A 23,299-nucleotide genomic window follows, 5' to 3' on the forward strand; every position below is an offset into this window, starting at 1 on the left:
CGCGTTGGTTCCGCTGCTGCACGAGGAGAGATAGGGTTCGTGTTCACGAAAATCAGGACCTGGGGTCCGGCGCTGGCCTTGATATCCCCCACCATCCTTCTGCTGGGCATCTTCGTCTACGGACTGATCGCCCAGAACGTCCAAATTTCCATGACCAACCAGCACACGTCCCTGCCCCGCGCGGACTTCGTCGGTCTGGACAATTACTTCCGCCTGTTCGGAGACGCGGACTTCCAGCACTCGCTGCGCAACCTGCTGCTGCTCACGGTTGTCTTCCTGGCCGGCACGCTCATCCTCGGTTTTCTCTGGGCTTGGATTCTCGAGCGCCCCGACTTCGGCGAAGGCTTCTTCCGCTCCGTCTACCTCTTTCCGATGGCCGTATCCTTCATCGCCTCCGGCGTGGTCTGGCGCTGGCTGCTCTCAAGCCTGCAGACGGACCAGCCAGGCGGCGAGCGCACCACCGGCCTAAACCGCCTGCTGGAGAGCATTGGGCTGGGTTTCCTGCAGAACAGCTGGTGGTCGGACCCCAACTGGGGTGTGGCGGCGATCGCCGTACCCGCGATCTGGCAACTCTCGGGTTATGTCATGGCGCTGTTCCTGGCCGGTTTCCGCGGCATTCCGGACGAGTTGCGCGAGGCCGCCCGGATCGACGGCTGCAGCGAATGGAAGCTGTACCGCCACGTCATTTTCCCGCAGCTGAGCCCGGTCATGCTCTCCGCCGTCATCATCATCGGCCACATGTCGCTCAAGCTCTTCGACCTGATCCGTGCTATCGTCCCGGACGCCAACACCTACGACATCCAGGTGCCCGCCACCATGATGTGGGTTAAGTACATCGGCAGCGACTACGCCGACTCCGCCGCCATCGGCACCATCATGCTTATCCTGGTGGCCCTGGTGGTTGTCCCCTATCTCGTCTACACCTCCCGGCAGGAGAAGCGCTGATGGCGACCTCCACAGTCCCGCCCCCGGTCGAAGTCTCGACCCCGCGCGCGCCCGCCCGCAGCAGCGGCCGGCAGAAAATCAACCGCACGCTCAAGTACGCGTTGCTGTTGGTCTTCGTCGTCATCGTGCTGATTCCGGCCTACGTGCTGTTCATTACCAGCTTTAAGGGACCCGCCGACGCGGATCCTTCAACGGCCTGGCTACTGCCGACGACGTGGGAAACCGCCGGCTGGGCCAAGGCCTGGGAAACGCTGGCGCCTGCGCTGGGGCGCACCTTCGCTTTGGTCATTCCGGCGTCCATCATCTCCGCGATGCTGGGCTCGATGAACGGCTTTGTCCTCTCGCGCTGGCGGTTCCCCTACGCCAACGTGGTCTTCACGCTCATCCTGTTCGGCATGTTCATCCCGTACCAGGCGGTCATGATCCCGCTGACCCAGCTGATGCAGGGGCTCAACATCCCCAACGGGATCCCCTCCCTGCTGGTCCTGCACATCGTTTACGGCCTGCCCATCTGCACCCTGATCTTCCGCAACTACTACGAGTCGGTTCCCAGCGAACTGATCGAAGCGGCCAGAATGGACGGTGCGGGCCTGCTGCGGACCTACGCCTCGGTCATCCTGCCGGTCTCCGCGCCGGGCTTCGTTGTTGTCTTGATCTGGCAGTTCACCTCAGCCTGGAACGACTATCTGTTCGCCGCCTTCTTCTCCTCAGGCAGTAACGGACCGGTCACCATTGCCCTGAGCTTCCTCGCCGGCGGCCAGCTGACCGATTACGCCGCGTCCATGGCCGGCGCGCTCATCGCATCGTTGCCCACCCTGATCGTCTACATCATCCTCGGCAAGTACTTTGTGGGCGGTCTGATGAGCGGCTCCGTCAAGGGGTAGCCAACCCACCACCGGACACAAAGCAGCGGCCGGCACCTTCGCGGAACATGTGTTACTGCGAGATGCCGGCCGCTGAGCAGTTCCTTACGAAGCGAGCTCAGGACGGAGGTGTCACGGGCGGCGCTGGTCTCCGTCCGCGTCGCGGGCAACGTGGCGGCCCTCGTCGTCGCGGTTCTGGTCGTCGCGGTTCTGGTCGGGGCCACGGTTTTCGTCGCGGTCACCGGCGCCCCGGTCGTTTCCGCGCCCTCCCTTGCGTTTGTCGTCGGTATTGACGTCCGGGTCCATCTCGTCAGCCTTGCGCAGCTGCTCCTGCGATTCATCGCGGATGCCCTGCGCATCGGCCTTGCGCTCATCAGCCTGACGCCGCATCCGGTCCGCTTCGATCCGCGCACGCTCGGCCTCGATGTCCGCCTGCTCGGCATCGACCTGGACGCGGTGTGCCTCCGCTTCGCGTTCACGGGCGCCCAGTGCAGTAGCCTGGGCCGATTGGCGGACTTCGGCGGCTTTCGCCCGGTCCGCTTCCTGCCGTTCTTGCATCTTGGCCTTGTTGCGCTTCTTCGCGAAGAAGACAATCAAACCGATGATGATCAGAAGAACTACAACTGCAACAACGATCCATACAATCTGGGATGTATCCATGGGTATAGCGCCTCTTTCCTGCTGAACGGGAATATCAGCCTACTTACTTTGTACCACTCATGGAGGAGCAGTAACAGGGGCGCAACACCGAAACCGCAGGTCAGCGGCAATGCGTGCCAGCCGGCGGCGGCCCCGGCAGCTGCCAGGACAGGAACGCGCCGGCAGCTACGCTCAGTACCGGATGGCGTCGATGACCTTGACCCGGACCGCCACCACGGCCGGGATCAGACCGGCCAGAGCACCCACCACGGTTGCCGCCCCCAGGCCGATCAAGGCAGCCTCCAGCGGAAAGGGCGGCAGCTCGCTCACGCCGGCGGCAATCAGGTCCTGCACCCACGGGCTCTTGACGACGGCCACCGCCAGCATCACGCCGACGACCCCGGCCACGAACGTCGCGACTACGGATTCGAGCATCACGCCGAAGAAAATCCGGCCACCCGTCGCACCGAAACTGCGCCGGATACCGACTTCGCGCACCCGGTAGCGGACCGTCACCATGGAGATATTGAGCAGCCCGACGGCGCCGAGCAGCAGCACCAAACCCGCAATTCCGCCGACTGCGAGTTGGATGCTCTCGAACGGGTCGCCGAAGGCTGCGTAGTCGGATCTGAATACCTGCGCCGAGCCGGGCCCGAACTGGGCCGCGAGGTCACTGCTCATGGCGGTGGCGAGCGGTTCCGCAATCTCCTTCGGAACCCACATCTCCATCGCCGGGGGCATCATGGCCTCGCCGCCCAGCGCCCAGGCGTCGTAGTGCCCGGCGAGCATCATTGCCTGCGGCGGCGCCTCGGGCCACTGGTTGGGGACCACGCCGACGACGGTGGCGGTGATCGGCCGCTCCCGGACGATCTGCACCGCCGGGTTCTGCTGCAGATCGGGCAGCCCCAGCCGCTGGTGGAAGGCCTCGTTAACGATGACGGCAGGTGCCAGCCGCTGTTCATCGGAGCGTGTGAACCAGTGCCCGAGGGACAGATCCACCCTACGCATCGTGCCGTAGCCGCGGTCCACCACCATGGTTTCCGCCGTCGAAGCGCCGTCGGGGAACTGGAACGGAACCGACGTCTGGTAGCGCAGGCTCGAATGCTCGACGCCGTAGCGCTCCACCAGCCCCTCGAGAGCTTTCCGCACCTGCGGTACGTCCACTTCGCCGCTGGCCGGGAAAACTTCGGCAGTCACGGTGGCCGCGCGGCCGCCCTGCTGCTCCTGCGTCTGCACCATGGCTTCCCGGGACATGTTGCCCAGTCCGACGACGGTGGTCAGGGCCGCAACTGACAATGCCACCCCGATCAGCGCCAGCAGGACCCTCGTCTTATGGATCCGCAACTCGGACCAGGCTTCGACAAGGGCCGCTATCAAGCCGGTCATGCTGTCAACTCTCCGTCAACGAGCACACCATTTTGCAGGCTGTAATGCCGATGTGCCAGCGCGGCGACGTTCGGGTCGTGCGTGATGGTCACCAACGCGGCCCCGGACTCCCGCGCCACGTCGTCCAGCAGCTTCATGACGGACTGTCCCGTTTCGATGTCCAGTGCGCCGGTCGGCTCGTCGGCCAGGATCAGCTGGGGCGAGCGCACCAACGCCCGCGCGATGGCGATGCGCTGCTGCTCGCCGCCGGAGAGCTTGTGGGGTTTCTCCCGCAGCCGGTCCCCCAGCCCCACCAACCCGAGCATTTCGGTGGCCAGACGCTCGCGCTGCCAGAACTGCTTGCCCCGGGCGTAGAGCAGCGGAGTCATGACGTTCTCCAGCGCGGTGCGGCCGGGCAGCAGGTTGAACTGCTGGAAGATGAATCCCACCCGTGCGCCGCGCGTCACGGCGCGGCGCTTTTCACTCATGGACCGGACCGGCACGCCGCCGAAAGACATCGCGCCCCCGGTAGGAACATCCAGCAGCCCCAGGATGTTGAGCAGCGTGGACTTGCCCGAGCCGGACCGGCCCACAATGGACAAGTGGTCGCCGATCCGGATTTCCAGATCCACGCCCTGCAGGATGCGCAGCGGTTCGTGGTCGGGAATGAGCACCGTGCGCTCCACGCGCTCCAGCGCAACCAGCGGTGGTTCCGGATGCTGCGCCGCCGGCGTTCGCGAAGTGGCTGGGGCCGTCATCCGCCCATCACCATGCCGAAGTCCTCCATGCCCGGCCCCATCAGTTCATCGGCGGGAGCACCCGGGACGAACTGCAGCACCAGCTCGCCCTCGTCCAGTCCTTCGGTGATTTCCACTTGCTGGCCGTCGTTGAGACCAAGGCTCACTTCGCGCTCAACGGGCTCCGCACCGCCGTCGTTCTCCACAATCCAAACGACGCCGGAGTCCACCGCGCCCTTGACCGCGGTGGTGGGCACCGTGATCACGTCTTCGGCGGTGCCGGCGCTGATATCGATGCTGGCGCCCAGGCCGGCGAAAACGGTGACATCCTTGGGTACGGCACAGCTGACCGTGCCGGTGGACGTCTCAGGGGCTGCAGGCCCGAACGGCCCCATGGGTGCCGGGCCCTGCGGCGCCTGCGGCGCCTGTGGTGCCGGATCCGAGGAGGACGCTTCGCCCACCGTAACGGCCTGGCATTCGAACGGCGCGGGACCTCCGGCGACGGTAACCATCGCGGTACTCGGGCGGTCCAGCAGCCGGAACTGCTGGTCCGAGGTCAGGGAGCCGGAGACGGAAAAGGTGCCGGGCGAAAGCGTCACGGCGTCGGTGCCGACGCTGACCTGCTGGTCCACGAGCACCGCCAGATCGGTGACTTTGCCCGCTGCCGTGGCCACCACATCGGTGTAGGTATAGACAGGAGCGGGCGGAGCAGCCTGCCGTACGGGCTCAAGCTCGGCGTTCCCGGCGGTCCCGTTGGACCCGCCGATGTCGGAGGTCCCGCCGTCGTCGGCGGTCCGGCCAGCAAAGAGTTCCGTTGCCTGCGCTGGATCCGGCTCCACGAGCTTCTGCACCTGGAAGAGCGGTTCGCCCTTAGCGACGACCACACCCACTGCCACATGGACAAAGTTCACGGTGCCTTCGGCGGTACTGCGGACCACAACGGGCGGATCGCTGGCAACGGCCCCCTGCACCTGGACGACGTTGGTCACGGTGCCGCGGGCGGCCGGGATGCTCGGCGTGACCAGCTGCGCGGCGGGCTGCTGGCCGGCGGCCTCCGCGCGCATACCATCCACGAAGGCCAGCTTGAAAAGTGCCACGGCGATGACGGCAAAAATGGCCATCCAAACAATCGGAAAAACGTAGCGGCGCACGGCGCTCATGCCTATCCCCCATTTCGACGAAGGTGCCACTCACCGGGCACCCGAACAGCGCGGCACCACCATAAGGTGAAACGTTGAGACTTGCCCCGCTTGATGGACGTTATCATTTGCAGCGGCAATGATGGATTCATGACAACGCCCCCGCGAATCATCACGCCGCCCTGTGCCGCCCCCGGGGCACCCAGCCCGCTAGCCGCAACCGGCCGGCCGTTGCGCTGGGGCGTGGTTTCGACGGGCAAAGTCGCTGCCAAGGTCAGCGGTGACCTCGCCCTGCTCGAGGACTCCGTCCTGCAGGCGGTGAGCTCACGGGTGGCGGAAAACGCGCTGGCCTTCCGGGACCAGTTCGGCTTTTCCACCGCCTATTTCGATAACGACGGCGGCAAAGGCTACGAGCAGCTCTTCGCAGACCCCGACGTCGATATTGTCTACGTAGCCACTCCGCACGGCCAGCATTACGAAATTGCCCGGAGCGCCCTGGAAGCCGGCAAGAACGTGCTGTGTGAAAAGTCCCTGACCATCAATGCGCGCGAGGCCCTGGAACTGGCCGAACTTGCCCGGAACAACTCGCTGTTCCTGATGGAGGCGGTATGGACGCGGTTCCTGCCGATCGTCCACCGGGCCTGGGAGATCCTCCATTCCGGGGAGCTCGGCGTAATCCAGTGGCTGCAGGCGGACATCGGCTTTCCCGCCCCCTATGAGGCGGCCGCCCGGCTGTGGAATCCCGCTGCCGGCGGAGGTGCCTTGCTGGATCTGACCGTCTATCCGCTCACCTGGGCGCTCGGCACGCTGGGATTCCCCCAGACCATTTCCGCCGTCGGCCATATTAACGACGACGGCGTGGACGCCCAGAACGCGCTGACCCTGACCTATAGTTCGGGTGCCCAGGCGCAGCTGACTTCCTCACTCCTGGCGTCCTCGCCGCGGACCGCCACCGTCTGCGGCAGCAACGGCTGGCTTCGCACCAACAGCCCGCTGCACAATCCAACCGAGCTGATCATCCGGGAGCACAACGGAACCCCGCGGATCGAGACCTTCGAGCCGGTGGGCCAGAACTACGTCTACGAATTGCGCGATGTCACCCGCTGCATCCAACAGGGCATGCTGGAGAATCCGACCATGCCGCTGGACGACACGCTGAACACCATGCGCCTGTTCGACGGCATCCGCGCCCAGCTCGGCGTCAGCTATGTCAACGACCGGGCCGTGCCGGTAGCGGACTGACCCGCCGCCCGGCTGTTTCCTTGGTTAGGACTTGGCCGCATCCCGACGGCGCCAGAACGCTGCAATGAGCGCGCCGGAGACGTTGTGCCACACGGAGAAGATGGCGGCGGGCAGCGCGGATTCGGGCGTGAGGTGCTGGGCGGCCAGGCCGGCAGCAAGGCCCGAATTCTGCATGCCCACCTCAATGGCCGTGGTGCGGCGCGAGGAAATCGGCAGCTTGAACAGGCATGCGGCGCCGTAACCGAGCGCGTAGCCGAGGCCGTTGTGCAGCACTACCGCGATGAACACCAGCAACCCTGCCGCGGCGATGGCCGCCGCGCTGCCGGAGACGACAGCGATCACCACGTAGGTAATGGCCAGGACCGAGACCCAGGGCAGCAGCGGCAGCGCCTTGGCCACGATCCCGGGCAGGAAGAAGCGTGCCACCAGGCCCAGCACCACCGGGATCAGCACAATCTGCACGATCGATCCGGCCATGGACGCGGCGTCAACCGGCATGTACTGGTTGGCCAGCCACAAGGTCAGGACCGGCGTCAGCAGCGGCGCCAGCAACGTCGACACCGAAGTCATCGCCACCGACAAGGCGACATCGCCCTTGGCCAGGTAGGACACCACGTTGGAGGCGGTCCCGCCGGGGCAGCAGCCCACCAGGATCACACCGGCAGCCAGAGCCGGCGGCAATCCAAGCGCCATGCTGATCAGCAGGCCCAGCAGCGGCATGATGACGAACTGCGCAATCACCCCGAGCACCACAGGAATCGGCCGCTTGGCGATCAGCGCGAAGTCCGGCGGCGTCAGGGTAAGCCCCATGCCGAACATGATGATGCCCAGTGCCGGCGTGACCAGTGCTCCCCAGCCGGTGAAGGCCGAGGGGAACAGGAAAGCGACAACGCCGCCGGCCAGAATCAGGATCGGGAACAGCGTGACCGCTATTGTCGCAGCCCGGTCCTCCCGGATGGTATCGATGGTGGCGGTTGCTGTCCGCGGTGGTTCAACTGGCGAAGTCATTGCGCAAGCTTATAAATGCTCCGCCCCGAGCGTCCACTATGTGGAGGTTGTATCAATATACGGACAGGTGTGCGGCCTCTTCCGGCGTTTGTCTTCCGCCAAGGTCCTAGTGAAGAGGCCGCACCGCTGCCTGCCCTTCCGTTAGCTCCTCATCGGAGCAACTTCCTTCCGCCTGGTGGCCAGCAGGCCGCCGAGCAGAATCATCGCCATCCCGCCGAACAGCAGGTGCGTCGTAGCCACTCCTGTCTCCGCGAGGGTTTCAGCGCCGGCACCAGGCGCGTTGGCACCCGAACTACCAACAACGACGCCGGCCGCCAGCGTTCCGCTGTTGGTTCCGGTCGCGTCGCTGCCTGCGATGCGGGTAGCGGCTGCCGACGCTTCAACGCCGTTCGACGCTGACTCCCCCTGTGCCCCTATGGTTGCCTCGCTGCCGTCAGCAGCAGCAACGAAGGCAGAATCCAGAGTTCCTTCCATTCCGGGAGTTCCTTCACCGCCGGCGAGGACCCCTCGGTCTCCGGCGATCCCTGCAGGCGAATCCGTGTTCGACTCGGTTGCATCGGTTCCGGCATCAGTCCCGGTGGTGGCGTCGCCACCCGGAATCCCGGTATTGCCGGAACCCTGCGTTCCAGCTACACCGTCTCCGTCGTTGTTGTCTCCTCCGGTTGCATCTTCGTCAGTTGCATCGCCGACTGTGCCGTCTGATCCTGCTCCATTGCCCGCTGTTCCAGCCAGGCAGTCATTGTCACCTGTCGCAAAGCCTCCAAGGACCAGCGCGGCGTCCAGACAAATGTCGGCCAGTACGCCAACGCCGTCGCCAGCGTTTACAACCGTCTCCACCTCGGCAACAAGGTCTCCGGCAGCATCAGTCTCGACGTTATTGAAATCATCGGTAGCGATCACTTCGCCGATCACCACCGTTGCATCCGCAAGTACGTCCGCATCGGTGGCAAGCAGACCGTCATCGTTACCGGTGCTGCTCTGTGCAGTGCGGCATGGCAACCCGTCCGCCGAGAGTCCCTCACCCAGCAAGGCAACATCAGCATCAAGGCAAATGTGCGCATTAACGTCGACGAGGTTGTCTTCGTCGAGTGCCACATTTACATCTGCGGCGGCGTCAACGTCAGCAGCAGCAACGTCCTCGACCACCACATCGGCAGAGGCGTCCGCATCGGTCTCTACTGCTGGGGCCTCGGCATCATCCGTTGCTTCGGCCAGAGCGCCTTCCTCGGTGCCTACCGTGGCTGCTGCCATCACGTCCGCTTCGACGGTATTGTCATCGACCACCGCGTCAGAATCGCCGAGTACGACATCGGCTTCGGCTTCTACATCCGCAACCGTATCCACGTCCGCTTCCGAAACCTGAGGTTCCTCGGCAACCGCGTAATCTTGTTCTGCGATGCCGACGGCAACGTCAGCATCCGCAACTACGACTGCCTCAGGTTCGACGGCCTCAGGTTGCACCGCTTCGGTGCCGGTAGGTTCGGCTATCCCGACGGCAACGTCAGCATCAACAACCACGGCTGCCTCAGCTTCGACGGCATCTGGCTCGGGCTCTGCCTCGATGGAAGCGGCATAGTCCACTGCGTCGCCGCCTAGTTCCACGTCGGCCATAACGTCAGCCACCGACTCAGCTCCAAGCAGTTCGGCGTCGAGATCGGCGTCTGCCTTGAGACCGAGGACCTCGGCGTCCACATCCGCTACGGCATCGAGCCCGACGTCGTCGGTGATCACATCCAGGTCCGCTTCAACTGCCACTGTGCTGTCCGGAGCAACCGCAGTCTCCGCTGGTTCAGATTCCGCGGCTGAAGCAGCCGCGGTACCGAGGACGATAAGTCCTCCGCTAAAGACGACGCTGCACAGCGCCGTCCGCATTGTTCTACGCATGGTTCTTCTCCTGATTGAATCTGTTGCCGCCCGTTGCGGACGGCAGGGTCCGTGTGCTGCCGGCAAGCGGGCAGCGTGGACCGGTATCAATCAGGAGAGGAACCGGGATCCGAAGAACGTGAAGCGGGCAGGCTCCAAGCCGAGCCATCGGCAGTGCCCGAATTGGCTAACGGCGGGAGCAGATCAGAAAAAGGAACGTCAGCAGCGCCCTGGCCGCCGGAGGCACTTCCGCCAGCGGCAGCAGTGCCGCTTCCGCCAACGCCCGCTGGGACGGCATTCGGAGGAGCCGCGACGGGCTGGCCAGGATACGATTCCCCGGCCGCGCTATGGGCATCCTGATCCGTGACCGCCGAAGATGTTGGGGCCATTTGGGCCAAGAACTGCGCCGCAGTTGGTCGCAGCTCGGCCGGGGCGGGCGCTGCTTCGCGCTCGTTTTCCTGGCCGTTGTCCGGTGCGCCAGCGGCGGTATCGGCGGGAACAACTTCAACCGGGACATTCGCCGGTTGGTTGGCGGGAACCTCAACTACTGCAACGGGGACCGATGATGCATCCTCGGTCGGACCGTCTTCGACCGCGGTAATCGTTTCGTTCGAGCCGGCAGTTTCGCTTGCCAACCCACCGGCTTCTACTGCGTCAACGATAGGTTCAGCTGCCTCTTTGACCGGATCGACGACGGGAGCAGCAGCTTCGATCACCGGGGCGGTAGCAGGTGCTGCTGCTTCGACGACAGGTGCCGCGGCTTCGAGAACCGGAGTGATTACCGGTTGCACAGCGGCTGCACCGGCTTCAACAACAGGCTTCACGACGTCCGCAGCGGTTTCGAGCACCGGATCGATCAGGGGCGCGGCTGATTCAAGGACAGGTGCGGCGGCCTTTTCGACAACCGGGGCGACCTCGTCCGTCACGGCCGCAAGTTCGCCGGTAACGGGCACCAGCTTCCCTGCCACTGCCCCGACGTCGTCGGTAACGGCTATGAGCTCCTCGGTGAGCGCCGCCGTCGTACTTTGTGTTTCTGAACTGAGCACTTCGGTTAGAAGGCCGTCGTCAGCGTTTGCGGCACTCGCGCCGGCGATCCCGAAAAGGGCGAATCCGGCGGTGGCTGCAGCTGTGAACACGACCCTGCGCACCAGAACGGGCACACGGGACAGCGGCTCAACGCGCACCGTGACCACCCCCGTGACGACCAGTTTTGCTTCCGAATTTCAGGCTACGTCCGTTGCCAGCACCCGTCCAGAGGAATGGGTGAATCGGTTAGTCATTTGTTCGCTGACAGCTATCAAAAAGAGTTAGCACTCCTCCTACCTGAGTGCTAATCTATGAACGTAGTTGAGCGAAGGAGACTCAACTATGGAGAGCCAAGACAGCCGCTCCGTACGGGGCGTTGGTGCGAAGGAGTTGATGACAATGGCCATGAAGTTTGACCCATTCCGTGAACTGGACCGCGTCGCCGGAGCCCTGCTGGAAAACCGCCCGGGCCTGCGGCTGATGCCGATGGATCTGTACCGCGACGGGGACCATTACATTCTGAACGCTGACCTGCCTGGCATCGATCCGGGATCCGTTGACATCGACGTCGACGGGCAGCTGCTGACCATCCGGGCCGAGCGCACCGTGCGCGGCGCGGAAGGTGTCAAGTGGCTCACCCGCGAGCGCGAAGGCGGCTCATTCCTGCGCCAGCTCAACCTGGGCCAGGGCATCGACATCGATGCCATCACCGCCCGGTACGAAAATGGCGTGCTCTCGGTGTCCATCCCTGTCAGCGAGAAGGCCAAGCCGCGCAAGATCGAGGTTGTCACCGGAGCGGCTGAAACCGTGGCGGTGGATAGCGCCGAAGCTACGGACGGCCAGAAGTCAGTCGAGGCGTAATTCCCGGCCGGTGTGGAGCGTGCGGCCCCTTGCCCTTCCGGGTAAGGGCCGCACCCTTGTGTGGTTGGCTATCGCTGATGGCCCGCCACCCTATACAAGGTGCCTGTGTGATGGTTACCTTCAAGCATGGGCTCAGAAGTCAAAACCAAGACGTTCAGCCGTGAGCAGCGCACCCGCTACCGTGAACGTCTGCTGGAAAACCTGGAAAGCTTTGGGCATTATCTAGCCACTGCCGACTTCGCCGGAACAGGTTCCATTGGCATGGAGCTGGAGCTGAACCTGACCAATGCGGACTGCTCCCCCGCGCTGCGCAACTCCGCGGTGCTCGAAGCCATCGCCGATCCCGCTTTCCAGACCGAGATCGGCGCCTTCAACATTGAGCTCAACCATCCTGCCCTCGCCGTGGCAGGCCGTGGGCTGGAGGAGCTCGAGAACAGCTTGCGCGACCAGTTGAACCAGGCGGACGAACGTGCTGCATCGGCGGAGGCCCGCATCCTCATGATCGGTATCCTGCCCACGCTTAAACGCGCACTGGTGGAAGACATGTCCTGGCTCAGTGCCGGCAAGCGTTATGCCGCCCTTAATACTTCGGTGCTGCAGGCCCGCGGCGAAGACGTGCTGATGGACGTGCGGGGAATCGAATCGCTGTCCTTTTATGCCAAGAACATTGCCCCGGAAGCCGCCTGCACCAGCGTGCAATTGCACCTGCAGGTCCAGCCGGCCGAATTCGCGCCGGTATGGAACGCGGCCCAGATCGTTGCCGGACCGCAGGTGGCGCTGGCGGCGAATTCACCGGTGTTCATGGAGAAGCTGCTCTGGCACGAGTCGCGGATCGAAGTGTTCAAGCAGTCGATCGACACGCGGCCGCCTGAAATGCGCAACCAAGGCGTCCGGCCCCGCGTGTGGTTCGGCGAACGGTGGATCACCTCGATTTTCGACCTGTTCGAAGAGAACGTCCGCTACTTCCCGGCCCTGTTGCCGGAGCTCTCGCGGACCACCGGAAAACAGACCAAGGCCGGCGCGCCGCTGCTGCCGGAACTCCGCCTGCACAACGGCACGGTCTACCGCTGGAACCGCCCCATCTACGATCCCGGTGAAGCCATACCCAATCTGCGGCTCGAAAACCGTTTGCTTCCTGCCGGGCCTACGGTGGTGGATACCGTTGCCAATGCGGCCTTCTTCTTCGGGCTGGTCCGGATGCTCAGGACGGCGGACCGGCCGCTGTGGTCCCGGCTCGCGTTCAAGAGCGCGGCCGATAACTTCATCAGCTGCGCCAGGCAGGGGCTGGAAGCGACCGTCTATTGGCCGGGTATCGGAGATATTCCGGTGGTGGAGTTGATTGTCCGCCACCTGCTGCCGCTGGCCGCCGAAGGACTGGCAGATCTTCGGGTGGCCCCGGATCTGATCGACCGCTACATGGAGATCCTGCGCGCCCGCGCCCAGACGGAACAGACCGGTGCCAGCTGGCAGATAAAGACCCTGCGGCTGCTCGAGGCAGGCGGGCTGGACCGTCCGGCAGCGCTGGCCGAGATGACGCGGCAGTATTCGCACAACATGCACACTAACGAGCCGGTGCACACCTGGCCGGTGGAGGGTGAGGCGGGTTAACAGCTCCGGCCAAGACACAGGATTTGGCTGGCGGAAACCATTAACGACGGCGTGCCGTCACCGACGAGGGAGAGCCGATGTTGCGAGGACTCACTACTGTCAGCTTCTATGCGGAAGATGTGACGGCGGCCAAGGACTGGTACAGCCAGTTGCTGGGAATGGAGGCGTACTTTGTGCGGCCGGAACAAGGCCCGCCCGCCTACGTGGAATTTCGCATCGGCGATTACCAACACGAATTGGGGATTATCGACAGCGGCTACGCACCTGACGGTTCCGCTGCATCACCAGCCGGTGCCGTCGTCTTCTGGCATGTCGATGACCTGCCGGGCACGGTAGAGAAGCTGCTCGCCATGGGCGCTTCCGAGCACGAACCCATCACCGAGCGAGGTGAGGGATTCGTGACCGCTTCAGTGGTCGACCCGTTCGGCAACATTCTCGGCGTTATGTACAACCAGCATTACCTGGACGTTTTGGGCCAGACAGGATCAGCCTGACATTGGGCAGCTAGTCCCGCTCGGCCTGTGCACCAGCCACGGTTGCCTCGGCTTCCCGTGGGCTGCTGTCTGAACCGTCCGCCTCTGCGTCTCCCTCCGGTTGGACCGGGAAGACCACGTCCCGCAGATAACGTAGTACGACAATTCCCACCGCTGTTGTCGGTACCGACAGGAAAGCCCCGACGATGCCGAACAGGGTGCCGCCGACCGTTACCGAGGCCAGCACCACGGCCGGGTGGATCTTCAGTCTGGTTCCCACCAGGAACGGCTGCAGGAGGTTGCTCTCCAACTGCTGAACCACAATCACCACACCGAGCACGATCAGGGCCGTGACCCAGCCATGGGAGATCAGGGCGATCAAGGCGGCCAACAAGCCCGTTGCCACAGCACCGACCACCGGGATGAAGGCCGCAATAAAGATCAGGACGGTCAAAGGGAAGGCCAGCGGAATGCCCAGGATGAACAGGGCGGCGCCGATGAAGACCGCGTCGACCAGGGCAACGGCTGCCTGGGCCGAGATGTAGCCGGACAGGGTCTGCCAAGCGCGGGAGGTCACGGCGGCGGTGTGGACGTAAACCTTTGCGTCCGTCCACCGGCTGGTCCAGGCGAGGAAGCGGTCGCCGTCTTTGAGGCAGAAGAACGTAAAGACCAGGACCAGGATAAAGATGACCGTGCCCGAAGTGATGGCCCCCAGTCCGGTGGTGATTCCGGAGACAATGCCGCCGGCGTGCTCGCGGATTTGGGCTACCGCGCTATCCACCAGCGAATTCAGGTCAGCGTCTTCAAGATTGAACGGCGGTCCGGCCAGGAACTGCGTGATCTGCCCGAGATTTTCACGCGCCCTTCCGGCCAGCCCCGCGGTTCCCGAGGCGAGCGACGGAATCACCAGCATCAGCACACCGACAACGGCAGCCAGCGCCGCGAGCACAGTGACAAAGGCCGCCAGTGCTTTGGGCATGATGCGCCGGACCAGACGGTTCACCGGCCACAGGATACTGGCCAGCAGCAGGGCCAGGATCGTCGGGAAAACCACCGACCACAGCGAACGCACCAGCCACCAGGCCAGCACCAAGCCGATGGAGATGACAACGGCCCGGCCGGTCCATCGAGCCGTGCGATCAACGCCGGCGGCGAAAATCCCCCGTGGTTCCTGCGGCTTCACCCCGGGGCCGGTGGCTGACTCCACGGCGTCCGGATCGGCTTTCAGGGTGCTCGTCACCGACCGGGCGGTCGATGCTTGGCGCTTCGGAATAAATCGCATGCTTCCTATCCTGCCGCACTTGGGCAACGGATCCGGCCGACACCCCTACGAAGACCTGGTCGTGGTTTCTCCCCGCAGGCTTATGGTGTAGGCCATGAACATGTCCCACGAAGCAGCCATCATTAAACTGGTCGACGAAGTGCTGGTGGGCGGGGATCTGGCCGCCCTGGAACGGTTCTACGTCCCCCGGATGGTGCCGGTTGCACGCCGCTGGATCGAGCCGTTCCGGGTTTCCTTCCCGGACGTCCGGATGTCTGTAGTGCAGCTGATCTCGGACGGCTCCTCGGTGGCCGCCCGGTTCCGCTGCTCAGGCACACACCTCGGAACCTGGCGGGGCCACGCTCCCACCGGACGCCACTTCAACAATGTTGATGAAGTGTATTTCTTCACCTTTGAAGACGGCCTGATCGCACGGGCTTGGGGACTGGAAGACTCCCTGGCCCGGTTCCAGCAGCTTGGCCTTACTCCATAGCAAAGTACGACGACGGCCCGCACCTTTTAGTGCAAAGGTGCGGGCCGTCGTCGTACGTTTCAGGCTTTTGGCTGTGCCTGGTCGGCGTTTAGCTCAGCGTGGCCAGAACTTCGTTGAGCTTGGCCGACGGGCGCATGATCTGAGCCGCCTTGGCATCGTCCGGCTCGTAGTAGCCGCCGATGTCAACGGGGGAACCCTGCACGGCGAGCAGCTCGCCGATAATTGCATCCTCGTTGGAGGTCAGGGCGTCGGCAACGGCGGCGAAGGACTTCGCCAGCTCGGCATCCTCGGTCTGCTTGGCCAGTTCCTCGGCCCAGTAACGGGCAAGGTAGTAGTGGCTGCCGCGGTTGTCGAGCTCGCCGACCTTGCGCTTGGGCGACTTGTCCTCCAGCAGGAAGGTTCCGGTGGCGCGGTCCAGCGTGTCGGCCAGGATCTGCGCACGCTTGTTGCCCGTGGAGTTGGCCAGGTGTTCGAAGCTCACGGCCAGGGCCAGGAACTCGCCGAGGCTGTCCCAGCGCAGGTGGTTTTCCTTCAGCAGTTGCTGCACGTGCTTCGGAGCAGATCCACCGGCGCCGGTCTCGAACAGGCCGCCGCCGTTGATCAGCGGAACGATGGACAGCATCTTCGCGCTGGTGCCGAGTTCGAGGATCGGGAACAGGTCCGTCAGGTAGTCGCGGAGCACGTTGCCGGAAACGGAGATGGTGTCCTCGCCCTTGCGGATGCGCTCCAGGGTGAAGGCGGTGGCCTCTACCGGGGACATGATCTCGATCTGCAGGCCCTCGGTGTCGTGGTCCTGCAGGTATTCCTTGACCTTGGCGATCAGGTTGGCGTCGTGGGCGCGGGTTTCATCCAGCCAGAACACGGCCGGGGTGTTGGATGCGCGGGCACGGTTGACGGCCAGCTTGACCCAATCGCGAACGGGCACGTCCTTGGTCTGGCAGGCACGCCAGATGTCGCCCGGGGCAACCTGGTGCTCGATCAGCACGGTGCCGGAGCCGTCCACAAGCTGGACGGTGCCGGCGGTCTGGATCTCGAACGTCTTGTCGTGGCTGCCGTATTCCTCGGCGGCCTGGGCCATTAGGCCGACGTTCGGGACGGTGCCCATGGTGGTGGGATCGTACGCGCCGTTGGCACGGCAGTCGTCGAGGACAACTTGGTAGATACCGGCGTAGGAGCTGTCGGGGAGCACGGCGAGCGTGTCCGCCTCCTGGCCGTCCGGGCCCCACATGTGGCCGGAGGTGCGGATCATGGCCGGCATGGAAGCGTCCACGATCACGTCGCTGGGAACATGCAAGTTGGTGATGCCCTTGTCGGAGTCCACCATGGCCAGTGCCGGGCCCTCTTCCAGACCCTTCTTGATGGCAGCCTGGACGCCTTCGCGGACGTCGGCCGGCAGTTCCTCAAGACCGTTGAGGATGGAGGCCAGGCCGTTGTTGGGGCTCAGGCCTGCGGCAGCGAGCTGCTCGCCGTAGGTCTCGAACAGTTCAGGGAAGTAGGCCTTGACCACGTGGCCGAAGATGATCGGGTCCGAGACCTTCATCATGGTGGCCTTGAGGTGCGCTGAGAGGAGCACGCCCTCTTCCTTGGCACGGACAACCTGTGCGGCGAGGAACTCGTCCAGCGCGGCGGCGCGCATCACGGTGCCGTCGATGACCTCGCCGGCCAGGACCGGGAAGTCCTTCTTCAGGACGGAGACGGTGCCGTCTGCGGCAACGAGCTGGATCTTGATCGTGTCATCGGCCGGAATGACCACGGACTTCTCGTTGGAGCGGAAGTCATCGGCGTCCATGGTGGCGACGTTGGTCTTCGAATCCGCCGACCAGGCACCCATGGAGTGCGGGTTCTGCCGGGCGTAGTTCTTCACCGAAAGCGGTGCGCGGCGGTCCGAGTTACCTTCGCGCAGGACCGGGTTCACCGCGGAACCCTTGATCTTGTCATAGCGGGAGCGGATATCCGTCTCCTCATCCGAGGAGGGGTTGTCCGGGTAGTCCGGCAGGGCGTAGCCCTTGCCCTGGAGCTCGGCAATGGCGGCCTTCAGCTGCGGGATGGACGCGCTGATGTTCGGCAGCTTGATGATGTTGGCTTCGGGCTTCTTCGCCAGCTCTCCGAGCTCGGCCAGCGCGTTGCCGGTCCGCTGGTCTTCAGTGAGGTAGTCACCGAAGACGGCGATGATGCGGCCAGCCAGCGAGATGTCGCGGGTCTCCACCTCCACACCTGCTGTCGAAGCGAAGGCTTCGACAATCGGCAAGAACGAATACGTGGCCAGCATCGGCGCTTCGTCGGTGTGGGTATAGATAATCTTGGCCATTGGTGAGGCGTCTCCCTAAGGTCTACGGAACTCTGTAAATCCTGTTGAATTCACCATCTAACTTACCCGAGGAGGCCGCTTCGATCCCTATCGTGGCCCGATATACGCCATTTCATGACCGCGCTCCTGCCGCGCCACGCAGGCCTGCCGCTGTGATTCGCCGCGGCTAGAACCCGCTGGCTGGTCCGAAGATCTGGCCGCGGTGCGCATCGTTGTTTTGCTCCAGGTGCGTGTCCCGCATGGCGCCGCCGGGTGCTTCGGCCTCGCGGACAGCTGCCTGCTCATGCGTGGAGCTCGAACGCGGCTCCCTGAACCGGGGCACCAGCCAAAAGGCCAGCGCCGCCGCCACAACAATGAGTACGACGGCGAGACCGATCCATACGTCGGACGAGTCGGCTGATTCGACGGTCTGCAGTGGAAGCATGGCCACCTCTTAAACGCCGTTGCCGGGCACAACGGTTGCTTCGAACCTAAGTGCCCGGCACAGTGCAGGCAAGGGGTTATCCGGCTGAGGTGGCCAGCGGCGGAACCTTTAGTGGAAGAAGTGGCGCGCTCCGGTGAAGTACATGGTGATGCCGGCGGCGTTGGCTGCCGCAACAACTTCCTCGTCACGAACCGAGCCCCCGGGCTGAACGACGGCGCGGACGCCGGCGTCGATCAGGATCTGCAGCCCGTCCGCGAACGGGAAGAACGCATCCGATGCAGCCACCGCACCGCGGGCCCGCTCCGGCGCACCGGCGCCTTCGACGTTGGCGGCTCCGCCGGCGGCGTCGGCACCGCCGTCGACGGCCACGCCCAGAGTATTGGCGCGCTCTACGGCGAGCTTGCAGGAGTCCAGCCGGTTGACCTGGCCCATGCCGATGCCCAACGCGGCGCCGTCGTTGGCCAGCAGGATCGCATTGGACTTAGCGGCGCGGACGGACTTCCACGCGAAGGCCAGATCGGCCAGCGTCTGCTCATCCGCGGCCTCGCCGGCGGCAAGCGTCCAGTTCGCGGGGCTGTCGCCGTCGGCCTCCAAAGTATCGGACACCTGGACCAGGACGCCGCCTGATACCTGGCGGATTTCGGCCGGATCGCGGCGGTAGCCGTCCGGGAGGGTGAGCAGGCGGATGTTCTTCTTGCGCGAGAGGATCTCCACGGCCTCGGGCTCGAAGTCCGGTGCGATGACCACCTCGGTGAAGATGTCCTTCACAGTGTTGGCCATGCCCGCGGTCACGGTGCGGTTGGCCGCAATGACGCCGCCGAACGCGGAAACCGGATCGCAGGCGTGGGCCTTGGCATGGGCGTCCGCAATAGGATCGGCAGCACCGGGCGTGGCCACGGCAACGCCGCACGGGTTGGCGTGCTTGATGATCGCCACGGCGGGTTCCGCATGGTCGAACGCCGCACGCAGGGCAGCGTCGGCATCGACAAAGTTGTTGTAGCTCATCGGCTTACCGTGCAGCTGGTCGGCCTGGGCAATGCCCGGCGTCGCGCCCTTCTCGACATAGAGGGCAGCGCCCTGGTGCGGGTTTTCGCCGTAGCGCAGCACTTCCGAGCGCTCCAGGGCCAGGCCGGCGTACGGCGGCCACTGGTTGGACTCATCCGTATCGTCGCCGAACTGCGCCGCAGTCCAGGACGCCACGGCGTTGTCGTATGCAGCGGTGTGCGCAAAAGCGGCAGCCGCGAGCCGACGTCGTGCGGTCAGATCAAAGCCGCCTTCGGCAGCGGCCGTTACCACGTCGGCGTACTTGGTGGGGTCGACGACGACGGCGACGCTGGGGTGGTTCTTCGCGGCCGCGCGCACCATGGACGGTCCGCCGATGTCGATCTGCTCGACTACCTCGTCCTGGCCTGCGCCGGATTTCACCGTGTCGACAAACGGGTAAAGATTGACGACGACGAGGTCGAACGCCTCCACTCCGAGCTCCTTGAGCTGCTGGACGTGGTCCTCGCGGCGGCGGTCGGCCAGGATGCCGGCGTGGACCAGCGGATGCAGGGTCTTGACGCGGCCGTCCAGGCACTCCTGGAAGCCGGTGACCTCGGACACCTCTGTTACGGGGATGCCCGCCGCGGAGATCTTCTTGGCCGTGGAACCGGTGGAGACGATGCGTACGCCAGCCTGGTGGAGGCCCTGCGCCAGCTCCTCCAGTCCGGTCTTGTCGTACACCGAGATCAAGGCCCGGCGGATGGGAACACGGTCAAGCTGCTTCAAGCTCACGCAAATCTCCAAGGATGCAAAAGTATGGGGGATGGCATCAGTTTAGTTCACGGGTGACTTGAGCGGAGAGTGTGAAGTGGCGCCGGGCAGGCCGCTCCCCCGCGACCATCCTTCCGGAGATCAGACATAAATCCGCCGAGCCCCGGCGGATGGGGGAACATCCGGGACTCGGCGAGTCTGTTGAAGCGGTTCTGGCGGGTTTAGTCAGCGGCGGTATCTGCGCTCGGGGCGGACGCCGGGCTTGCTGAAGAGACCGGGCTGGGCGAAGACACGGGGCTGGGCGCCGACTCCGGTGTAGCAGGAGACTGGGCCGACACCGGCGACGCTGCAGACTGCGCGGAAACGGGCGATGGCGCGGACTGCGCGGACACCGGGGACGCGGGCGAGTCTGCCGTCTGCGCGCTGGTGGGTGAATCCGCCGTCGTAAGCGGTTGGTCCCCGACATTCACCTCCGCAGGCGAAACTGCCCGCTCCAGCACAGGCGTGCTTGCCGAAACTCCTGCCTGTGCCGTGATGCTGCTGCCCAGATGTTGCTGACTGGGCACGCTATCGGCAACCGCGGCCCCCAGGCCAAGTGCCATGACTCCGAGGGAGCCCGTTGCAATCCAGATGTTCCGCTTCTTCATGAGGTGACCTTCCGATGCGAGCCGAGTGCTTTGCTAGTAACAACAGTGCGCCTGGAACGTGAGATAAACAGGAGAAGACGATGAGAGAGTTCTCATCTTGATGTTTCCGCGCGCGCGGCGCACCTCAAGACCGAGCGCAGTAGAGTTTTTGTAGGCGTAGCAAAGGGAAGGCGTCATGACCGAAACCCAGAGGATCCCCACGGGCGACCACATAGTGCAGGAACTCCCCTGGCGCTGGAGGGTACAGGGGAAGATCTTCGTCATCGGCGGCCTGGGATTCATGTTCGATGCATGGGACGTCACCCTCAACGGCGTCCTGATCCCCCTGCTGTCCGATCACTGGAGCCTCGAACCGTCACAAGCAGCGTGGATCGGCACCGCCAACCTCATCGGCATGGCAGTCGGAGCGTTCGTCTGGGGCACCATCGCCGACCTCATCGGGCGGAAGAAAGCCTTCACAGCCACGCTGCTGGTCTTTTCCATCTTCACGGTCTTCGGCGCCTTCGCCCCGGACATAGTCTGGTTCTGCATCTTCCGCTTCATCGCAGGCTTCGGCCTCGGCGGCTGTGTGCCCGTGGACTACGCGCTTGTCGGTGAGTTCACGCCACGCAAACAGCGCGGCCGCGTCCTCACCGCGATGGACGGCTGGTGGCCGGTGGGCGCAGCCCTCTGCGGTTTCGTCTCCGCCGGCATCATGGCCACCTTCGCGGACTGGCGCTACACCATGCTGATCATGGTGCTTCCGGCGCTTCTGGTCTTCTGGATCCGCCGATCCGTCCCTGAGTCTCCCCTGTTCCTGATCAGCAAAGGCCGCGGCGAAGAGGCGGCGCGCGTCATCAACGATCTGGTCAGACGGACCGGCGGCACACCCACCGAATGGCGACTGCCCGAGCCCGAGGCCATTACGAAGCTTACCGTCGGCAACATCTTTGAACAGTTCCCGGCCATCTGGAAACACAACTGGAAAATAACGACGGCGGTGTGGGCCTTATTCTTCAGCATTCTGTTGGTCTATTACCTGGCTCTGACCTGGATGCCACGCATTCTGATCGAGTCCGGCTTCGCCGAAGTCCGCGCCTTCATCACCACCGCTGGCATGGCAGGCGTTGGGCTGCTGGGCGTCATCGTCGCCGCGTATTTCGTGGAAAAGACAGGGCGAAAGTGGATCCTCGCTGTCACCGGACCGCTCTCTGCTCTGATCCTGGTCGTTGTTGCACTCGTGATCGAGGTTCCCGCGGCCGTGATCACCTGGTTGCTTATCTACGGCTTCGTCGTCCAGATCGCCATCCCGGTGCTCTACGCGTACGTCTCCGAGCTCTATCCCACCGAACTGCGCGGCTCCGGTTTCGGCTGGGCCTCCACGTTCTCCCGCATCGGCGCTGGCTTCGGCCCGTTGATTTTCGTCTCCATCATGTGGCCCTACCTCGGCCTCGCCTGGTCCTTCGCCATCGCAGGCGGTCTGGTGCTGATCGCCGTTCTCTGGATGGCCCGGTTCTCCCCAGAAACCAAAGGCGCAGAACTGCACTGAATGCTCTGGCCCAGTCCTACTTGTCAGTCGACGCATAAGCGCATCGCGGTTCCGCCGATCAGCAGCCCGCCCCGTTCGGATTCTCAAGACAGTTATCGGCGAAGTTGTTCACTACGGACCGCCACACACTTATCGTCACCGGCTCAGCTGAAAATGTTCCTGTTCCAGGGATGGGTATCGCCGGTCCCCCATTTACGCTGTAGGTTCCGCTGAAAGTGGTTGTGAGGGAAACATTGAAGTCTCCAGTACTGGTGTAGACATGACTCGTCGCCGTTTGCTCGCCCCAACGCCCCTGAGGCAAGGGGCCACCGGGAGTGGACGTGGGTCCCAAGCTGGTACCGTCGCCGTAATTCCAGCTGTAGTCCTGCGGGATCGCTTCAATAACGACATTCTGACCCAGCAAGTCAATCTCATGAATCTGTTCTTCTGATTCCGCATAGACGTTCGTATTCGCACGGATTAGAGTATGCGGGCTGGGCTGAAGTGTCAGGCGACCAGCGTCGATAGGAAGTGATCGGAATTCCGAGAGGATTCTGTCGGCAATCTGTTCCAAAACCTCGTTCGGATTGCTTGCATAAACACATCCAAACCGGGAGTTCGCAGTCCAATCTGCAAACCCCAACGATTCACTCCGCCAAAACCATTGAACCGCCATGCCGTCGTCACCAGCATCGCAATCAGGCACCCGAGGAAGGCATGCCTGAACAATGTTGTCTCCCTCGTGACAGGCGAGTTCGAACTTGTATTCTGTGTCGTCTGTCGACGTACTGGCGCCAGGAAGCTTTGCCCACAACTCTTTATCGCCAGGAAGTTTCTTGTAGCCGCCGACCTCGAGACCGGCCTGGTCCCAAAAGAACGGATCAGCGGCGGCAGTTGCCGCTGACGGGCCAAAACCAATAGTCGCTAGCAGGACCATCGCGAATATGTATGGTCTGAGGGTTCTGATTTGTGGGCGCATGACTTATGGCGTGTCGATCACGCCGACGTCATGTGCGACCCATCCAGACTTTTCGAATTTGGCCATGAACAAGTCGACGGTTGGCGAAGACGCAGGCTCTGATGAATCTTTATTTCCGTTCTCATATACTGCGGCGCTATTGCGTTTTATCTGAAC

20 protein-coding genes are annotated in these 23,299 nt (G+C 63.9%); 8 read left to right on the forward strand and 12 right to left on the reverse strand.

What is annotated here, in order from left to right; genetic code table 11:
• The first annotated feature begins 39 nt into the window (after positions 1–39).
• Both B0G38_RS08565 and B0G38_RS08570 read left to right on the forward strand, forming a co-directional pair.
• A complete protein-coding gene (locus B0G38_RS08565; protein ID WP_264669037.1) occupies positions 40–945 on the forward strand; it encodes a carbohydrate ABC transporter permease in 906 nt (301 codons plus the stop codon).
• A complete protein-coding gene (locus B0G38_RS08570; RefSeq protein WP_264669038.1) occupies positions 945–1,829 on the forward strand; it encodes a carbohydrate ABC transporter permease in 885 nt (294 codons plus the stop codon). The genes B0G38_RS08565 and B0G38_RS08570 overlap by 1 nt, the downstream gene beginning before the upstream one ends.
• Positions 1,830–1,940: 111 nt before the next feature.
• Here B0G38_RS08570 and B0G38_RS08575 read toward each other — a convergent pair whose 3' ends face one another.
• The 4 genes from B0G38_RS08575 to B0G38_RS08590 all read right to left on the reverse strand — a co-directional run bounded on the left by B0G38_RS08575 (position 1,941) and on the right by B0G38_RS08590 (position 5,709).
• Positions 1,941–2,468, reverse strand: coding sequence for a hypothetical protein (locus tag B0G38_RS08575; RefSeq protein WP_264669039.1), 528 nt, complete (start codon positions 2,466–2,468; stop codon positions 1,941–1,943).
• 171 nt (positions 2,469–2,639) lie between these two features.
• The gene (locus B0G38_RS08580; protein WP_264669040.1) at positions 2,640–3,833 is read right to left on the reverse strand and encodes an ABC transporter permease; all 1,194 of its coding nucleotides are present in this window, start codon (positions 3,831–3,833) and stop codon (positions 2,640–2,642) included.
• Complete coding sequence (locus B0G38_RS08585; protein WP_264669041.1) at positions 3,830–4,570, reverse strand: ABC transporter ATP-binding protein; 741 nt, start codon at positions 4,568–4,570, stop codon at positions 3,830–3,832. The genes B0G38_RS08580 and B0G38_RS08585 overlap by 4 nt, the downstream gene beginning before the upstream one ends.
• A complete protein-coding gene (locus B0G38_RS08590) occupies positions 4,567–5,709 on the reverse strand; it encodes an efflux RND transporter periplasmic adaptor subunit (RefSeq protein WP_264669042.1) in 1,143 nt (380 codons plus the stop codon). The genes B0G38_RS08585 and B0G38_RS08590 overlap by 4 nt, the downstream gene beginning before the upstream one ends.
• A 129-nt stretch (positions 5,710–5,838) precedes the next feature.
• On the opposite strand from B0G38_RS08590, the gene B0G38_RS08595 reads away from it, so the two are divergent.
• Positions 5,839–6,930: a Gfo/Idh/MocA family protein gene (locus tag B0G38_RS08595; protein ID WP_264669043.1), complete on the forward strand. Its 1,092-nt coding sequence runs from the start codon at positions 5,839–5,841 to the stop codon at positions 6,928–6,930.
• Between the two features lie 24 nt (positions 6,931–6,954).
• On the opposite strand, the gene B0G38_RS08600 is transcribed toward B0G38_RS08595, so the two are convergent.
• The 3 genes from B0G38_RS08600 to B0G38_RS08610 form a co-directional block, all read right to left on the reverse strand.
• Positions 6,955–7,938: a bile acid:sodium symporter family protein gene (locus tag B0G38_RS08600; protein WP_264669044.1), complete on the reverse strand. Its 984-nt coding sequence runs from the start codon at positions 7,936–7,938 to the stop codon at positions 6,955–6,957.
• 141 nt (positions 7,939–8,079) lie between these two features.
• Entirely contained in the window at positions 8,080–9,822 is a 1,743-nt protein-coding gene (locus tag B0G38_RS08605; protein ID WP_264669045.1) for an LPXTG cell wall anchor domain-containing protein, read from the reverse strand.
• Between the two features lie 86 nt (positions 9,823–9,908).
• A complete protein-coding gene (locus tag B0G38_RS08610; protein WP_264669046.1) occupies positions 9,909–10,937 on the reverse strand; it encodes a hypothetical protein in 1,029 nt (342 codons plus the stop codon).
• 289 nt (positions 10,938–11,226) lie between these two features.
• On the opposite strand from B0G38_RS08610, the gene B0G38_RS08615 reads away from it, so the two are divergent.
• The 3 genes from B0G38_RS08615 to B0G38_RS08625 all read left to right on the forward strand — a co-directional run bounded on the left by B0G38_RS08615 (position 11,227) and on the right by B0G38_RS08625 (position 13,790).
• On the forward strand, positions 11,227–11,688 hold the full coding sequence (locus tag B0G38_RS08615) for an Hsp20/alpha crystallin family protein (protein WP_264669047.1): 462 nt from the start codon (positions 11,227–11,229) through the stop codon (positions 11,686–11,688).
• Positions 11,689–11,814: 126 nt separating this feature from the next.
• Positions 11,815–13,296 carry a glutamate--cysteine ligase gene (locus tag B0G38_RS08620; RefSeq protein WP_264669048.1) on the forward strand — a complete coding sequence of 494 codons (1,482 nt, stop codon included), beginning with the start codon at positions 11,815–11,817 and terminating at the stop codon, positions 13,294–13,296.
• Positions 13,297–13,373: 77 nt separating this feature from the next.
• Positions 13,374–13,790, forward strand: a complete 417-nt coding sequence (locus tag B0G38_RS08625; RefSeq protein ID WP_264669049.1) for a VOC family protein — start codon at positions 13,374–13,376, stop codon at positions 13,788–13,790.
• 10 nt (positions 13,791–13,800) lie between these two features.
• Here the strand turns inward: B0G38_RS08625 and B0G38_RS08630 are convergent, their stop codons facing one another.
• The gene (locus B0G38_RS08630; protein WP_264669050.1) at positions 13,801–15,051 is read right to left on the reverse strand and encodes an AI-2E family transporter; all 1,251 of its coding nucleotides are present in this window, start codon (positions 15,049–15,051) and stop codon (positions 13,801–13,803) included.
• Between the two features lie 94 nt (positions 15,052–15,145).
• Here B0G38_RS08630 and B0G38_RS08635 point away from each other — a divergent pair, with 94 nt between their 5' ends.
• Positions 15,146–15,523 carry an ester cyclase gene (locus B0G38_RS08635; protein WP_264669051.1) on the forward strand — a complete coding sequence of 126 codons (378 nt, stop codon included), beginning with the start codon at positions 15,146–15,148 and terminating at the stop codon, positions 15,521–15,523.
• 88 nt (positions 15,524–15,611) lie between these two features.
• Here B0G38_RS08635 and B0G38_RS08640 read toward each other — a convergent pair whose 3' ends face one another.
• From B0G38_RS08640 to purH, 3 genes are all read right to left on the reverse strand, one after another.
• A complete protein-coding gene (locus tag B0G38_RS08640; RefSeq protein ID WP_264669052.1) occupies positions 15,612–17,831 on the reverse strand; it encodes an NADP-dependent isocitrate dehydrogenase in 2,220 nt (739 codons plus the stop codon).
• A 166-nt stretch (positions 17,832–17,997) separates the two neighbouring features.
• Entirely contained in the window at positions 17,998–18,255 is a 258-nt protein-coding gene (locus tag B0G38_RS08645) for a hypothetical protein (RefSeq protein ID WP_264669053.1), read from the reverse strand.
• Positions 18,256–18,363: 108 nt separating this feature from the next.
• Entirely contained in the window at positions 18,364–20,031 is a 1,668-nt protein-coding gene (gene purH / locus B0G38_RS08650) for a bifunctional phosphoribosylaminoimidazolecarboxamide formyltransferase/IMP cyclohydrolase (RefSeq protein WP_264669054.1), read from the reverse strand.
• Between the two features lie 801 nt (positions 20,032–20,832).
• Between purH and B0G38_RS08655 the strand changes: the two genes are divergently transcribed.
• Positions 20,833–22,185, forward strand: a complete 1,353-nt coding sequence (locus tag B0G38_RS08655; protein WP_264669055.1) for an MFS transporter — start codon at positions 20,833–20,835, stop codon at positions 22,183–22,185.
• Between the two features lie 58 nt (positions 22,186–22,243).
• On the opposite strand, the gene B0G38_RS08660 is transcribed toward B0G38_RS08655, so the two are convergent.
• Entirely contained in the window at positions 22,244–23,101 is an 858-nt protein-coding gene (locus B0G38_RS08660; RefSeq protein WP_264669056.1) for a PKD domain-containing protein, read from the reverse strand.
• Between the last annotated feature and the right edge of the window lie 198 nt (positions 23,102–23,299).

It is taken from the genome of Crystallibacter permensis (assembly GCF_025960875.1).
Classification (GTDB): domain Bacteria; phylum Actinomycetota; class Actinomycetes; order Actinomycetales; family Micrococcaceae; genus Crystallibacter; species Crystallibacter permensis.